General features: G+C 38.5%; 14 protein-coding genes and 1 pseudogene. 3 read left to right on the top strand and 12 right to left on the bottom strand.

Translation table 11 applies throughout. From position 1 onward, the window contains the following. Positions 1 to 31: 31 nt before the first annotated feature. From araA to M3175_RS13950, 9 genes and pseudogenes are all read right to left on the bottom strand, one after another. Complete coding sequence (gene araA / locus M3175_RS13990; protein ID WP_251519879.1) at positions 32 to 1,510, bottom strand: L-arabinose isomerase; 1,479 nt, start codon at positions 1,508 to 1,510, stop codon at positions 32 to 34. Between the two features lie 71 nt (positions 1,511 to 1,581). Continuing rightward, positions 1,582 to 2,277: an L-ribulose-5-phosphate 4-epimerase gene (araD, locus tag M3175_RS13985; protein ID WP_251519876.1), complete on the bottom strand. Its 696-nt coding sequence runs from the start codon at positions 2,275 to 2,277 to the stop codon at positions 1,582 to 1,584. Continuing rightward, complete coding sequence (araB, locus tag M3175_RS13980; RefSeq protein WP_251519874.1) at positions 2,271 to 3,965, bottom strand: ribulokinase; 1,695 nt, start codon at positions 3,963 to 3,965, stop codon at positions 2,271 to 2,273. The genes araD and araB overlap by 7 nt, the downstream gene beginning before the upstream one ends. Positions 3,966 to 4,270: 305 nt before the next feature. Beyond that, on the bottom strand, positions 4,271 to 4,498 hold the full coding sequence (locus M3175_RS13975) for a hypothetical protein (protein WP_251520330.1): 228 nt from the start codon (positions 4,496 to 4,498) through the stop codon (positions 4,271 to 4,273). Between the two features lie 38 nt (positions 4,499 to 4,536). Next, a pseudogene (locus M3175_RS13970) lies at positions 4,537 to 4,725 on the bottom strand (beta-L-arabinofuranosidase domain-containing protein); the annotation flags it as partial. A 15-nt stretch (positions 4,726 to 4,740) separates the two neighbouring features. Further along, a complete protein-coding gene (locus tag M3175_RS13965; RefSeq protein ID WP_251519871.1) occupies positions 4,741 to 6,036 on the bottom strand; it encodes an arabinan endo-1,5-alpha-L-arabinosidase in 1,296 nt (431 codons plus the stop codon). Between the two features lie 200 nt (positions 6,037 to 6,236). After that, complete coding sequence (locus M3175_RS13960; protein ID WP_251520315.1) at positions 6,237 to 7,079, bottom strand: carbohydrate ABC transporter permease; 843 nt, start codon at positions 7,077 to 7,079, stop codon at positions 6,237 to 6,239. Between the two features lie 84 nt (positions 7,080 to 7,163). Further along, complete coding sequence (locus M3175_RS13955; RefSeq protein ID WP_251519869.1) at positions 7,164 to 8,054, bottom strand: carbohydrate ABC transporter permease; 891 nt, start codon at positions 8,052 to 8,054, stop codon at positions 7,164 to 7,166. Between the two features lie 122 nt (positions 8,055 to 8,176). After that, positions 8,177 to 9,502: an ABC transporter substrate-binding protein gene (locus tag M3175_RS13950; protein WP_251520313.1), complete on the bottom strand. Its 1,326-nt coding sequence runs from the start codon at positions 9,500 to 9,502 to the stop codon at positions 8,177 to 8,179. Between the two features lie 514 nt (positions 9,503 to 10,016). Between M3175_RS13950 and M3175_RS13945 the strand changes: the two genes are divergently transcribed. Then, on the top strand, positions 10,017 to 11,111 hold the full coding sequence (locus M3175_RS13945; RefSeq protein WP_251520311.1) for a GntR family transcriptional regulator: 1,095 nt from the start codon (positions 10,017 to 10,019) through the stop codon (positions 11,109 to 11,111). 132 nt (positions 11,112 to 11,243) lie between these two features. Here the strand turns inward: M3175_RS13945 and M3175_RS13940 are convergent, their stop codons facing one another. After that, positions 11,244 to 11,936: an HAD family hydrolase gene (locus M3175_RS13940; RefSeq protein ID WP_251519866.1), complete on the bottom strand. Its 693-nt coding sequence runs from the start codon at positions 11,934 to 11,936 to the stop codon at positions 11,244 to 11,246. Between the two features lie 71 nt (positions 11,937 to 12,007). Between M3175_RS13940 and M3175_RS13935 the strand changes: the two genes are divergently transcribed. After that, a complete protein-coding gene (locus M3175_RS13935; protein ID WP_251519864.1) occupies positions 12,008 to 12,646 on the top strand; it encodes a YesL family protein in 639 nt (212 codons plus the stop codon). A 57-nt stretch (positions 12,647 to 12,703) separates the two neighbouring features. On the opposite strand, the gene M3175_RS13930 is transcribed toward M3175_RS13935, so the two are convergent. After that, positions 12,704 to 13,930, bottom strand: coding sequence for an L-lactate MFS transporter (locus M3175_RS13930; RefSeq protein WP_251519862.1), 1,227 nt, complete (start codon positions 13,928 to 13,930; stop codon positions 12,704 to 12,706). Between the two features lie 306 nt (positions 13,931 to 14,236). Between M3175_RS13930 and M3175_RS13925 the strand changes: the two genes are divergently transcribed. Then, a complete protein-coding gene (locus M3175_RS13925; RefSeq protein ID WP_251519860.1) occupies positions 14,237 to 15,379 on the top strand; it encodes an NADH-dependent flavin oxidoreductase in 1,143 nt (380 codons plus the stop codon). 23 nt (positions 15,380 to 15,402) lie between these two features. Here M3175_RS13925 and M3175_RS13920 read toward each other — a convergent pair whose 3' ends face one another. Further along, complete coding sequence (locus tag M3175_RS13920) at positions 15,403 to 16,590, bottom strand: SLC45 family MFS transporter (protein WP_251519858.1); 1,188 nt, start codon at positions 16,588 to 16,590, stop codon at positions 15,403 to 15,405. Positions 16,591 to 16,719 lie beyond the last annotated feature (129 nt).

The raw sequence follows: 16,719 nt of genomic DNA, 5'->3' as shown, positions 1-16,719 counted from the left end.
CCTAATAGCCCCACCATCATTTATTAGATTTTTATCGATAAATAACTTCGTTCCAGCGTAATTCATTGTTAAAATCATTTGTTTTTGTATCGTTATTAATGACAACCATTTCAATTCCTGTTAATTCAGCAAAGTTTCTTAATTGTTCTGTTGTTACTTTATAAGAGTAGCAAGTATGATGCGCTCCTCCAGCTTGAATCCAGTTTTCAACCGCTTGGCTTAGAGAAGGTTGTGTTTTCCACAGTACGCGTGCAACAGGAAGATTAGGCATTTCTTCTTCTGGTTGAACTGCATCTACTTCATTGACCAAAAGACGGAAACGATGTCCTAAGTCGATGATGGAAGCATTTAGTGCAGACCCACCAATTCCATCAAACACGATTCTTGCAGGATCTTCCTTCCCACCAATACCTAACGGATGAACTTCAATTCTTGGACGTGTAGCAGAAATGGTCGGACAAACTTCTAGCATATGTGCACCAAGAACCATTTCATTTCCTGGTTCAAAATGGTAGGTGTAGTCTTCCATGAATGAGGTTTGTTCATTGCCAGCAATAATCTTCATTAAGCGTACCAATGCAGCCGTTTTCCAATCCCCTTCACCAGCAAATCCATACCCTTGTTCCATTAATCGTTGTACAGCTAAACCTGGTAGCTGACGTATCCCGTGAAGGTCTTCAAAAGTAGTCGTGAAAGCAGTGTAGCCACCCTCTTCTAGGAATGCCTTCATTCCAAGTTCAATTCTCGCTTGGTACCGAATGGATTCTCTAATTGGACCATCCGTTAATCCATCTGGAACGATTGAATATTTTTCTTCATACTCAACCATTAGCTGGTCAATTTCTTGTTCAGAGACATCATTCATTCGTTGAACAAGGTCTCCCACACCGTAACCATTCACTGTCCAACCAAATTTAATTTGAGCTTCCACCTTGTCACCTTCTGTAACAGCTACTTGACGCATATTGTCACCGAAACGGGCAACCTTCAAGATTTGGCTTTCTGAATAAGCAACCGCTGTTCTCATCCAGCTTCCCACACGCTCTCTTACCTCTTGATTTTCCCAGTGACCTACAACCACCTTACGCTTTACATTTAATCTGCTAGTAATGAATCCATGCTCACGATCACCATGTGCGGATTGGTTTAAGTTCATGAAATCCATATCAATCGAATCCCACGGAATATCACGGTTAAATTGTGTAGCAAGATGTAGAAATGGCTTTTGCAGTGATGATAATCCCGCAATCCACATTTTTGAAGGAGAGAATGTGTGCATCCATGTAATAATACCTGCACAATTATCGTCCGCATTCGCTTCTAGCATCACTTTACGAATAGCCTCTGCATCCTTTACTACAGATTTAAATACTAGTTTATGAGGAACATTAGCATCCAAGCCTTCTACTATTGCTCGTGAGTTGCTTTCTACTGCTTTTAATACTTCTTCTCCGTACAATAATTGACTTCCTGTAATAAACCAAAATTCATAAGCTTTTGTTGTTAACAAGGTAAATCCCCCTAAATGGAAAATGTATTGGTAGAATGATAGAAATAATTAAGTTATACGTACAAGTAATGTTATTTTTGTCCGTAATACGCCTTTGCCCCATGCTTTCGTAGATAGTGTTTATCTAGTATTGCTTGAGCAATTGGACGAACACCTGGATTTAATTGATACGCTTGTAGGGCCATTTTTGCCACTTCCTCAAGAACCACTGAATTATGTACCGCCTGATGGGCATCCTTTCCCCAGCTAAACGGTGCATGATTTGCCACTAATACTCCAGGAATCGCTACTGGATCCATTCCTCCCACTGCGAAGGTCTCAATGATGACATTTCCAGTTTCCAACTCGTAGGCACGATCAATTTCTTCTTTTGTCATCTCTCTTGTACATGGAATTTCTCCGTAAAAATAATCAGCATGTGTCGTTCCTAACGCAGGGATAGAACGTCCTGCTTGAGCCCAACTCGTTGCCCAAGGGGAGTGAGTATGAACAATTCCCCCTATAGAAAGAAAGGCTTTATACAGAGAAAGATGAGTAGGCGTATCGGAAGAAGGTCGTAAATGGCCTTCTACTATATTGCCATCTAAATCAACTACAACAAGGTCTTCTACTTTTAGATCTTCATACGGAATACCACTCGGTTTAATGACGACTAGATTCTCTTTACGATCAATTCCACTTACATTGCCCCAAGTAAATGTCACTAAGCCGTGCTTAGGGAGATCTAGATTGGCCTGTAACACCTCATGCTTTAATTGTTCTAGCATACGGTTTCCTCCTTCTTTTCTGAGGAACTAGCATTCTTAAGCTTTTTCAATGTTTTCATGACATTATTTTCTCCACGACCGAAGTAGTCATAAAGTCGAGCATACTCGCTGTATAACACATTATAAACAGCCGCATTCTCAAGCTTCGGTTGGTAAAACTCATCTTTCACACTTCCCATTTCCTCTGCAGCAGCTGGGATGGTGTCGTAACCGCCACGTTCTTTACCAGCTGCTACTGCTCCAAACATAGCCGAACCAAGTGCAGGTGTTTGAGAGGAAGCAGAAATTTTTATATCCATATTTAACACATCAGAGTAGATTTGCATCATTAATGAATTTTTCTCTGCAATTCCACCAGCTGCATATACTTCATTGACTGGTACGCCATTTTCTCTGAATGTCTCAACAATCATTCTAGTTCCATATGCTGTTGCTTCAATTAATGCACGGTAGATTTCCTCAGGCTTTGTTAGAAGGGTTGCTCCTAATAGAACACCTGTTAAGTCCGCATCCACAAGAGTTGAACGATTTCCATTCCACCAATCTAGAGCAAGTAGTCCACTTTGGCCCACTTTCAACTTGCTAGCCTTTTCTGTTAGCAACTGGTGAATATTCAAGCCTTTTGCTTTTGCCTCATCCTGATAGCTTTCCGGTACACAATTTTCTGTAAACCACTCAAAATGGTCACCTACACAGGATTGCCCTGCCTCATAGCCCATAAAGCCCGGAAGAACACCATCCTCAACCACACCACACATACCCGGAACGATTCGTTCTTCTTCTCCTAGTAAAATATGACAAGTTGACGTTCCCATAATCATTAATAGTTTTCCAGCTTCTGTGATTCCTACAGCTGGCACAGCCACGTGTGCATCTACGTTTGCAACTGCTACCGCTGTACCAGGCGTTAACCCTGTAAGCTTTGCTGCTGCTTCCGTAATTTCTCCTGCCTTAGCACCAATGGGAACGATTTTAGTCGATAGCTTTTCTTCTACGACATTCTCTAATCTAGGATCTAATGCCTTAAAAAAATCTTTTGACGGATAACCCTCTTGCTTATGCCAGATAGCTTTATAACCTGCCGTACAACTATTCCGGTTAATTTCACCTGTCAACTGGTAGATGACCCAATCGGTTGCTTCTAGAATTTGATCGGCCGCTTCATATATATCTGGTGCTTCATTTAAAATTTGCCAAACCTTTGGAATCATCCATTCAGAGGAAATCTTCCCACCATAACGCTTTAGAAATGTCTCTCCACGTTGCTCGGCGATTTCATTCAAACGATTGGCTTCATCCTGTGCCGCATGATGTTTCCATAGCTTCACATAACTATGTGGGTTTGCACGATATTCCGGCTTTAAGCATAACGGTGTTCCGAATTCATCAATTGGCAAAACCGTACAAGCTGTAAAGTCAATTCCTAACCCAACAACATCTTCAGGCGAAACTTGAGCTTTCTCCAACACTTCTGGAATCGTAATCTGCAAAACTTCTAAATAATCTGTTGGATGTTGAAGTGCCCAGTCGTGTTCTAACTTCGTCGTTCCATCTGGTAAAAATTCATCCATCACACCATGCGTATAAGGTTTGACAGCTGTTGCCACTTCCTTGCCTGTTCCAATCTCAACAAGTACCGCTCTTCCCGACTGTGTGCCATAATCAACACCGATTGAATACTTACTCATTAACCTCACCCTGCCCTTAGAAAGAATGCGTTTACATTAAGATAAAAGATGATTCGAGATTTATTTTATCTATCATCATCGGATTAAATGTAACTTTTCTACTTATAAACTAATGTCATGCGTACAAGATAATCGAGAATTTTTATGTAATCCCTTACACTCAACCTTACAAGTTGACTGTTTTTCGTTCTTTTTTATTTCAACTTGTACGCATAACCTTTAACTTGATTGTACCACCTATCGCCATATTTTCAATGGTATTTTTAAAAATAAATTAAAGTTTCTTTGACATATTTGGCTAAAAACTAGTTCTTTATCATACGAACAGCAAATACTTTCGGTACTTTCCGGTCTTTATGTGCCTTAAATTGTACACAGACACTTGTCTTGTTCTCTGTTAATAAACGAGGAATGTCGTACCGTACAAGTACAAACTTGTTCATCTCTTCTAATTCTATTAATCCATCTTTCAACCGATACTCTTCTATACTCAAATCAAAGGACTTCATCGTTTCGATCTCTTTCGTATACATGCGACTAACCCATGTAATGAATCTGGATCTACACTTAGCGAGATCCCCTGCGCTTCCCAGCCCTCGTAATTCTCAGCCTTTGGCTCTAAGCGAGCATACTTTCTAAAACGAGAGAGTAACCGGTCCGGTTCAAGTTGTAGTAGATACTCCTTATTTTATTCCATCGCCTTTTTCAGTGGTCCTCCAGTCACTTTTACACGATTTAACTTAAAAGCCTTTAACTCCATTTCCTCCACTCCTATCTACAACTCTACTTTTTTCCCAATAACGACATTTCCTTGTTGGTCCTTACCTGTAAAAACGAGTGTTTGATTCCAATTCTCCCAATCCCAAGCTGGTAATACAATGATTTCACAAAGCCTTTCATCAAAATGAACTTTAAAAATATTGTCTTTTTTATACTCCCATACCCCTTCACCCTTAGCAGGAAGCGTTATAGTACGCGAAGGAATCAGTTCATGTTCATTATTATCCATCCAAATATATTCCCATTTTCCATTCATCCATTCTGGATCAACAGGTTGTTCCTCTTCTCCTGCGTATCTCTCAGGAGAAACAAGTGGCCAGCCATCCTCTGTCCACACAATCTTTCTCACATGGAGATAATGCCAATGGGGATCCTTTTCTCCTCTTGCATGGTGAACGATATAATAATTTTCGTCATCTTGTAACACCGAATTATGCCCAGGCGCAATCCAGCCTTCCTTGTCCCCAAATTTATATCCCCCTAATATTTTCATCCCTACTTCGTTTGGTGGAAGTTCTAAATTGGTCATTTCATTCCCATCATAGTCAAGATAAGGACCCTCAATAGAATGAGATCTCCCCACGCGAATATGATAATTCTTAAATAAGGAATCATAGGAAACGAATAAGTAATATTCATCAAATTCCGGATGATACACAATATAAGGTCCTTCAATGGCAGCTTCTACACTGGTAGACCTTTTAGCAACTAGGGTTTCTTCCCTCCCTGCGCGTTTTTTTCCTGTTGCCGGGTCAATAGGGAAAACATATAATCCACCAAAGAAGCTCCCATAGACTAACCACGGATCTCCATCACGGTCAAAAGTAATATTCGGATCAATCGCATTGGGCCCAGGTACACCCTGCTGAGATTTCACTACCTCGCCCTGATCCTGCCATGGTCCTTCAATACTTTGACTTGTTGCCACTCCAATAAACGACTGAGTTTTTCCGAATTGTGAAGCTGCATAGTACAGATAGTAGGTGTCACCGAACTTGGCTACTTCCGGTGCCCAAAGACCTTTAGCACCCGTCCAATCATACGCATCCTTTGGAATCTCATCAAATGCATGACCAACAAACTCCCATTTTATTAAATCCTTTGATTTCCGTATTTGAATTCCACCCGTTGGAGGTCCACCATACTTCGCATCCGTCGAAAATACATAATACGTATCACCATCCTTGAAGCTTGCTGGATCGTGAGCATTATTAATATTCCACTGACTTTCATCGTGGATAATTGACTTGTCGTACAATTTATACTGTATTGGTTCTTTTGGAAATTTCATTTCACTCTAGTCTCCCATCATTTTCTTTATCCCCCAAAAACTTACCCTTTCCCTTTGTAGTTTCTTAATTAAAATGAAAATATGAAAACAAAAGCACTTATCCGTCGTAACTTTCGATAAGTGCCTTCCCATTTTCTTGTATTCAATTTTTCAATCAAAATATTCCCGGTATTTTGATTTGCATCTCCTGAATCAATGTATCAACCTTTTACACCAGAAATAGCAATCGATTCGATAATCTGCTTCTGGAAGATAATAAATACGATTAACATCGGTAATAAAGCAACCACCGATGCCGCCATGATGAGCGGATAATCGCTTTGGATCGCATACGATGCGTTAAAGTTTGCAATAACTAACTGCAAAGTCTGCTTCTCTGGTGAGTTCAAGTAAAGAATCGGACCTAAATAGTCATTCCAGATTCCCATAAACCATAAAATTAACTGAGCAGCAACAGCTGGTTTAATTAATGGAAAGATAATCTTATAAAAGATCTGAAAATACGAACATCCATCAATCTTCGCTGCTTCAATAATTGAATTCGGTATGCTGTTCAAGAATTGACGTAAGAAGAAAATCATGAACAGGTTCCCAAAAAGCCCAGGAATGATAAGTGGTAGTAAGCTATCTACCCAACCAATACTTGAAAACATGATAAATTGTGGAATCATTAGTACTGGGTAAGGAATCATAACGGACGCAAACAACATTAAGAAGATTTTGTTTTTCCCATTAAATCGTAGCTTAGCAAAAGCAAAAGCGGCCAAGCTTGACGTAAAGGTTCCAACGATCGTTACCGATAATGCAACGATTAAACTATTACAAATACCAGATAATAGAGGACCCATATCCCAAATTTCAAAATACTTAGCAAATGAAATATCTTTCGGAATCCAAACTGGCGGTAAGGCAAAAACATCTTCCTTCGATTTTAATGACGTGGAGAACATCCACAACAGCGGTGCTACCATAAAGATCGCCCCAAAGCTTAGGAAGACAAAAACAAATATATTGGTAATCTTATTTTTCTTTTTCTCAGACATCGGCTCTGCTTTTACTTCTTTTTCTACTACTGCAACTTCCATTATCAAGTGCCCCTTTCTATTAGTCTTTTTATTAACCTAGTCTTAATCCAATTCAAAGGAAGATTTTTCGTTCATCTTAAATTGGATGAGGGTAATAATAAAGATGAAGAGTCCTAATACTAAGGCCATTGCAGATGCATAACCTAGTTGGAAGTTACCAAATGCTTTTTGCCAAATGTAGAAAACCACTGATGCTGAGCTATACTCAGGACCACCAGTAGGTGTCATAACGTTAATCTCCGTAAAGATTTGTGCTCCACCAATAATATTGGTAACAATAATGAAGAATGTTACTGGCTTAACCATTGGAAGTGTAATATGCCAGAAGGCTTGAAAAGCGTTTGCTCCATCCAATTTCGCAGCTTCATAGAATGTCTTAGGGACACTTTGTAATGCCGCTAAATACAGCAACATCGTATAACCTAACCCTTTCCAAACTGCCATAAGAATTAATGCCGGTTTTACTGTATCTGTATTTTGCAACCAATTAGGACCTTCAATCCCGATGAGATCTAAAAATTGGTTAACTAAACCATAATCTCCGTTATACGCCCATTGCCAAAGAATGGATACCGCTGCAATGGAGGAAATAACAGGAATATAGTAAAGTACGCGAAAGGTGTTTGTTCCAAAGATTCCTCTATTTAGAGCTAGAGCCAGTAAAAGTGCTAACACGATTCCAATTGGAATACCTAGCATCATAAAGAAGGTGTTATACATCGACTTGTAAAAATACTCGTCTTTAAATAAATTTATGAAGTTTTCAAAGCCGATAAACTCCATTTGTCCTAGACCATTCCAATTCGTAAAGGCTCCGTACATTGAATAAATAAGAGGAACCATTGCAAAAATGAGGAATCCTAAGACTGGTGCTGCAATAAACAAATAGGCATATCTTTGTTCTGTGCGATACAGCTTGGATGTCGCTTTCATCTTTCCTCACCCTTTCAACAAAAGCATAAATATACACTTTTTACACGTACATTTTATTAAAAGATGTAAATGATGCTAGCTTATCATTCTATGAATCTAGCACCATTTACATTGCTAGTCTTTTATTTCTTACTAGCTTGTTTATCTTGTTCGATTGCAGCATCTAACAGTTTTTGCATTTTCGGTTGCGCTTCTTTTACGTAGTCTTCAACAGAGGTTTTACCATCTAACACTGGTTGAATGTTTTTGAAGAACTCATCATACCATTCAGCTGTGTAAGTTTTTTCAGCCGGGAATCCACGACCGTAATCATTAATGATATCTAAGAACTCTTGCTTATTGTCAGGTTTAATGGATGTGTCAGCAGCCCATGTATCAGCTACTTCTACACTATTTGGTAATTGGACTTGTGCATCAACCAATGCTTGTTGTCCTTCTTGGTCAGCAGATAGGTACATCGCTAGTTCAGCTGCTTCTTTTGCATGCTTCGTTGTTGCACCAACACCAATTCCTAAAGATCCGACCCAAGCAGAGGACTCACCAGTAGAACCTGCAGGCCAAGGAAGTAAATCATATTCGAACTTTAATTGTTCTTTAAAAGCAGCCATATCCCATGGTCCAACAGGGAAGAAGGCTAATTGACCTTTCAACCATCTTTGGTACGTATCTAATGTTTGTGCATCACCAATAGAAGGAGTGATTTGGTATTTGTTTTGTTGATCTACAAAGAATTGTAAGGCTTCGATAAATTTCGGATCATCAATCGTAACTTTTGTTCCCTCTTCGTTAATCCAATCTGCGCCGTTACTCCAAACAAATGGTTGTAATGCCCAGTTTACGTTAAATCCAGTTCCATACTGATCCATTTTGCCGTCACCATCATTATCTTTTGTTAACTGCTTGGCAACATCAATGAATTGATCCCAAGTGTACGGCTTGTCTTTATCAGGAAGTGGAATTCCTGCTTCTTCAAACATGGTTTTGTTGTAACCTAATGCAAAAGGCCCTAAATCTTTTGGTAAACCATAGATGGCACCTTGACCAAGAGTTTCACCGTCAAAACGGTACTTATTAACCCCCGCTTCCCAAATGTCATCAATTTTCACGTCCGTCGACCCTTCAACTTGTTCCGTAATATCTAATAGAACTCCAGAGTTTACATACGCTTTTACTTGAGCTGGGTTATAGAAAAAAACATCTGGAATCTTACGTCCTGCGATTGCTGATTTTAGCTTCGTATCATATTGATCAGGAGCTGTTTGAACCATTGTAACTTTTACATCTTTGTTTGCTTCTTCATATCTCTTTACAGTAGCTTTATAAGCTTCTAGTTCTTGAGGATTTCCTCTAAACATAAAAGTAAGCTCAACCTTGCCGTCACTACTAGCCTTATCACTACCTGAGCACCCACTAAGGATGGCACCAATCACCATTATTGCTAGAAGCATTATGACACCAATTTTTTTAGATGATTTAAACAAGTTAATCCCTCCATCTTCAACCTATTGTAGTTATAAAAGAATGAAATCAAGACAAACTAATTGAAAGCGCAAACACTTTACATTAAAAAAATAATAGCTTATTCTCTAATTTATTAATAGTCCTTTTTATATGTACGTACATGTTAGAGGATTACATATAAATCCCTCCTAGTAATTTCGTAGTTTTCAAGTAAAAGCTATTGACCCTTTAGAGTTTCTTTCTATGAAAGCGCATTCCCTACAATTCAAATAGTAATATACCTGTTCGTACATGTCAATGTGATTTTTCAAAAAATATTTATTATGTCCGTACGTGTTCATGTTTATTTATAAAATATACTTGTATGGAATAGTTTTTTTCCATTTTATTTGATACTATGGTATTATTAGATATATGTTGTACGTATAAGTTGTTTTACATTATGTACATGGAATAGAAAGCGGTGATACCTCAGTGGCACAACAAAAAACTAAATACAACATGGTTAAGGAAAAAATCGTGGAGTGGATCGAAACAGGGAAGGTAAACCCTGGCGAAAAAATTTACTCCGAAAATGAACTTGTGCAGATATTTGGGGTTAGTAGACATACGGTGCGACAAGCGGTGGGTGATCTCGTTCATGAAGGATTACTTTACAGAGAACAAGGTGCTGGTACCTTCTGTTCGCATAATCCTAAGCAATCAAAACAGAATCAATCTTCCTCTTCAGTAATAAAAGGAAAAAATATTGGTGTTATTACTACCTATATTTCTGATTATATCTTCCCGTCCATTATTAGAGGAATTGAATCGTATCTTACCACACAAGGATATACGTTAACTTTATCTTGTACGGATAATGATGTGGAAAAAGAAAGACAATGTTTACAAACCATGTTAGGCAGAAATATTGATGGACTTATTGTCGAACCAACCAAGAGTAGCAACTATAACCCAAACATTAACTACTATCTTGAACTCGAACAAAACAATATTCCTTATTTAATGATTAACCAATTTTATTCTCAGCTGATGCCTCCTCATATCATTATGAATGACGAGCATGGAGGGTTTATCGCGACCGAACACTTAATTAAATTGGGGCATGAAAAAATTATCGGTTTGTTCAAAACAGATGACTTGCAAGGAGTTCATCGGATGCAAGGCTTTATTCGAGCATTTAGAGAGCACGGTGTTACCTTTTTCCCTGAGATGGTCATTACTTATTCAACAGAAGATGTGAATAGCAAAACGTTAAAACAAATCGAAGAGTTTTTCTCAAAGGACGAAAAGCCAACTGCCATTGTGTGCTACAATGACCAGCTGGCGGTAAGTGTGTTAGATGTTCTCCGTAAACTTGACTTAAAAGTACCAGAAGATGTTTCTATTGTTGGATACGATGACTCGTTCTTAGCAGAAGCAACAGAAGTAAAACTAACCACTGTTACCCATCCAAAAATGGACATGGGAATTGAAGCAGCAAAATGGATTGTATCCGCAGTGGAAAATAAAGAAGTTCCTCAGTCGAAGGTTTATGAACCTGAACTTGTTGTAAGAAATTCAACGATGCAGTTGAAAAAGACGAGTTTGATTTAGATAAGGTACGAACCCTGCCTGTTATGGCAGGGTTCGTTTTTTATTGGGTTGGATTGGTCCGCTCTTAGTAATGTGTGTGAGCGTAGAATCGCAAATTAACACCTTACCTACAATTTTTTTGTACATAACAATTTATACATAATCCAAAATGCTTGATAGATTGTGGATTACCGCTAAAGGCTTATGATTTGTTTCTGGCTCTTTATTCCGATGGTTAAACCAAAGTGAGTGCCAACCCGCTTTAGAGGATCCAACAACATCATTCTCCCATGAATCCCCTATGTATAGTAATTCATGAGGCGCTAGATTTACATGCTTTCTCACATGATGAAAGATGTCTGGATTAGGCTTGGCCACCCCAACTCCATCAGACACAAAAATGAGATCGATAGGAATATGACTTTTCAGCCCTAAGGAAGAAATTTTACTATGCTGATGCTCGACTGGACCATTTGTAATCATTCCTACAGTGATCCCCTTTTTTTTCAACATTCCAAGAAGATTGGGTACCTCAGGGAACATCTTAAGCTGACTCTGATTATATTCGTATTGATTTTGAAACAACCGAGCTTCTTCAGAATCTATCGTTATATCCATCCTTTTTAAAGCTACCATAATCCTCTTCGTTCGAAGGTCAACAAGAGATAGGTTCCCTGCCACATAGTCCTTCCACAACCAGTCACTAGCTTCTCTAAACTTGATAGATAGATCATTCATATTTATTTCTGAAGCTATTTCTGGAAACAGTTCTTCTACCGTTTTTTCAAAAGGATATTGCGAGTCGTGTAAGGTATCGTCCAAATCAAAAAAAAGTGCTTTAATCATCATCATTTTCTCCTCTCGTAATACATAACAGAATTTCTAGCTTTTGTTATCGGTTAGAATATGCTATTTTTATGATAATCCTAGAAAATAAGAAACTTGGTGAAAAAATGAAATACGAAAATAATGCTCTTTTTAGAATGCTAGAAATTGTAACCGCTTTTTTTCAACTGAATATTTTATGGCTTTTATTTTGTCTTCCCGTTATCACCATTTTCCCTGCGACCGTTGCGATGTACTGCGTCACTCGACAATGGATTACCCACAAGGACTATAGTGTCTTTCGTTCGTATATGAAATTTTTCAAAGAAAACTTTAAACAAAGCTTTGTGCTTGGGTTGATTTGGCTAGTGCTCTCCGGTCTTTTATTTTTAGACTTTACCTTAATGAATAGCCTAGGGTCTTTACAACCTATCTTCTATTCTATCTTTTTACTGATCGGATTTATATTATTACTAACAACCATCTATATATTTCCAATGATGTCCCACTATCGTATGAAAACCATTGATATTGTAAAAAACTCATTTTTCTTTTCACTACGATTTTTACCAACCACATTTTTGTCTTTGCTATGTATGGTGGCTACAGGGATGATCCTTTATTTTTGGCAAATTACCTTTTTATTTATCTACTGTGTCTGTGCTTTTTGTATCAGTTTTCTTTGTCATCGTGTATTTCAAAAAGTTCAAGACCAGCTCAAAACCTTATGATGTTATGCAAAAAACCGAGTACTATTTTTCGAAAGTACTCGGTTTTTATTCTTTATATTATGCTTCTCTTTCAAGAAGCCTTTCTCCAGGAATGACCTTTGGTACTTCAACTACTCTGGCCAAAAGGATGGCCACAATACAGATACAACCCGCTAATAAAAAAGCAGAGGTAAACGGGAGGGCCTTTACCACAATCGGCCCAACAAAAGCAGATAACCCGTAGGCTTGATACATAAAGCCATAGTTACTTCCCATGTTTCTAACACCAAAATAGTCTGCAGTAACTGATGGGAAAAGAGCGAGAAAACCACCGAAGCAAAACCCGATTAAGGAAACAGCCATTAAAAACAGAGGATAGTTCATCATTCCAGTACTCATATAAAACATCATGACGGCTGTTAAGCCATAGATGGTGATTAATGTAGGTTTCCGTCCAAAACGATCAGATAGTTTCCCCCATACAATACGCCCTGCAGCATTAAACAAAGCAATCACCATAACCGCATTTCCTGCTTGTTCAAGTTCCAGATTTGCCATATCTACTCCGATATCGACCGCAAAACTAATCACCATTAAACCGGAAACACTTCCAAATAAAAACATAAACCATAATAAATAAAACTGTTGAGTTCGAAGCATTTGTTTTGGTGTAAACTGATTGCTCGCATCTACAAATGTTTTTACCTGACTATTAGATGTTTGTTGTTTAGGTTGATACTTTAGTACTTGCTCTTCTGTTGGATTTTTCAGCAACTGTGCCCCAGCAATAACAAACAATAAATATATGATTCCCAAATACATAAAGGTTGAAGAAACTCCTGATAATTCAATGAGATATCCAATCAACGGTTTGTAAATAAGTCCACCTAGTCCAAAACCTGCAACAGCTACACCGCTTATAAAGCCTCTTTTGTCAGGGAACCACTTTACACATGCGGATAACGGACAAACGTAGGTCATTCCAATCCCAATTCCTCCGACTACACCATAGAAGAAATAGAGCTGTAAAAGTGAAGTCGCTTGGCTTGATAACATCAAGCCTATTCCCAGCAGCAAACCTCCAATCGTCGCGACCCACCTAGGTCCAATTTGGTCTTGTAGCCTTCCAGCAAAAATCGTTGCAAATGCAAAAACAGCAATCGTTATCGAAAAGGTCACAACTACATCTTCCCTTGCCCAACCAAATTTATCAATAAGCGGCTGATTAAAAAGACTCCAAGCATACACCGCCCCTAAATTAATTTGAATAAGAACAGCCCCCAATACTACTAACCAACGATTCAAATATAAAACCTCCTTAAGTTTAAAAAATTGCCCAATAAAAAAGAGACCAGCGGTGATGAACATTCATCCTCGCTGGCCTCTTCTATACTCACAAACACTGTGTTTACATAAGCAACCAAATAAAGTAATAATTACAAATAAAATGATTTCCCTTCCCCTTGTACCGATTACATTGAAAAGAGCTACCACGATTTTTTCTAATTATAAGTGTCTGTGTATGAACGGTCAAGAAAAAATAACAGTTAAACATAAAATGTTATATGTAGGTGAATATAGTAAAGTACAAAACTTAGGAGGAATTCTTATATGAGTGTAAAAAATGAAGACTTGTTGTCCCCCTTTCGTTTTTCGAGTGGGATCACATTAAAAAACCGAATGGTCATGGCACCCATGACTAATTTCTCTTCCAATCAAGACGGCACAGTGACCGATGCTGAAGTTTCTTATTACGCGAGACGCTCAGCAGGTGTTAGCATGGTTATTACTGCCTGTACATATGTAACAGCAAATGGGAAGGGATTTCACGGAGAGTTTGGTGGAGATCGTGATGAAATGATTCCTAGTTTACGTCGTATAGCCGAAGCAATAAAGCAGCAAGGGGCAAAAGCAATCCTCCAAATCTTTCACGGAGGAAGAATGTGTCCTCCCGAGCTTGTTCCAAACGGTGAAATTGTAAGTGCCAGTGATATTCCAGCTGAAAGAGGCGGTGTCTCCACAGAAGAACCAAATGTAAATCCCCGAGCCTTAACAGAAGAGGAAGTTCAAGAAATGGTCAAAGCGTTTGGTGAAACTACCCGTCGAGCGATTGAAGCCGGGTTTGATGGGGTTGAAATTCATGGAGCAAACGGCTATTTAATACAGCAATTCTTTTCCCCTCATTCCAATCGAAGGGAAGACCGGTTCGGTGGCAGTTTGGAAAAACGGATGACTTTTCCTCTGGAAGTTGTAAATGAAGTAAAACGTATTGTCCGAGAAAAAGCACAATCTCCCTTTTTAATAGGATATCGTTTTTCCCCTGAGGAACCTGAAACGCCAGGAATTACAATGGATGACACCTTGAAATTAGTTGATGCCTTAGCTGATAAAGACCTTGATTATCTACATGTATCATTAATGAATTTCTTTTCCACCCCACATAGAGGAGTAGAAGACCTTTCTAAGAGCAGAATAGAGTATTTACTAGAAACCATAAAAGATCGTGTTCCTTTGATTGGAGTAGGTTCTATTTACACGGCAGAAGATGCTCGTAAAGCTTTTGCGACGGGGGTTCCTCTTCTTGCTCTAGGAAGAGAACTAATAATTGATCCAGACTGGGTTCAAAAAATCTCCGAAAATAGAGAGAATGAGATTGTAACCAAACTGAACAAAGAGAAGCAGAAGGAATTAGTTATTCCTGACCCTTTATGGAATGCCATTATGAATAGCCCTGGTTGGTTTCCAGGTGTTTAATTTATTAAAGAGCTCTTGATTGTTCAAGAGCTCTTATCTTTCAAAACCATATTGTTATCCGAATTCTTTACCTTCACCATACACCCCAACGCAACAACCATACTTCCCGCAGCAGCATAGAACAAAATTCCAAAACCAAAGAGATCAATAAAGACCCCTAATGTAGGTGGTGAAATAATGGCCGACAGCGAAGAAACTAAATAATATAAACCCGTTCTAGTTCCAAAACTATGTTCGCTACCTGTCGAGACAATATATGGGTAAGCATTAATATTAATACAGGCCCAAAAAACTCCACCCGCGAATAAAAGGATCCGAAGAAATAGAACGGTTTGAACAGTAGTTAACAATAAAAACACAAAAATCAAACCCATTATTCCTATCATAATAATTCTTTTCTTTCCATACTTAGCCCCTAGCAACCCCGACGGAATGGCCGACAAGACAAAGCTTAATGAAAAGAAGGCTAATGAAAAGGCAGATGCGCTTTTGGTTAATCCTAGTTCACTTACTCCGTATAAAGTAAACAAAGCTTCCATTCCTTGTATCGCAATAAACCAGAAAAAGATTGCCGTTAATAAAATGATCGTTGGACGATTTAACTCATTTTTATAGCTGAGCTTCGGTGCAGTTGTAACTGAATAGAAGAGGGCATCCCGTTTTTCAATAATGTTTTTGTACAAAACCCATAATGCTACCAAAAATATGACGCTAACGGCTAAAAAAGGCGTGGATTCATTCACACTAAACAAATAAGAGCCCACACTAAATGCCAATATGGCACCAACGCCACCCATAAAATTAATAATTCCATTTGCTTTTGTTCGCTGGTATTCTGGTGTGATATCAGGCATGAGAGCAATGGTCGGAGATCTAAATATAGCCATGGACAGGTTCATGCACAACATAAAAATAATTAAAGTTAAAAGACTATTGTGAAAAGGAATTAGTGCAAAAAACAAAGCAGCTAGTGGGATTCCCACAAGCAAGTAAGGCATTCGCCTGCCATAGGTTGTATTCGTTCGATCACTGCGTTGGCCAATATAAGGCTGTAAAAATAAAGCAATATAGTTATCAATGGTCATTAAAAAACCAATCAATGCGGTGCTCGTTAAATAATTTTCAAGAAAAAATGGTACAAATCCGTTATACAGCGACCAACCGATGCTAATGCTAAAAAAACCAAAGCCTAACAGCCATGTCTTTTTCATCGTGCCCCCCCTACACCTACGAAAAATCTTTTTAGAGAACATAATGCTATTATCCTATGTTGAGTTTTATGAACAATTGCTTGTTCTACTTTTATATATATAAAAAGAAAACACCTTGCCTCTCCTGAC

The organism is Robertmurraya korlensis (genome assembly GCF_023715225.1).
GTDB lineage: Bacteria > Bacillota > Bacilli > Bacillales > Cytobacillaceae > Robertmurraya_A.
Note: the sequence above shows the minus strand (reverse complement) of the source record. Positions and strands in the feature narration are given on the sequence as shown.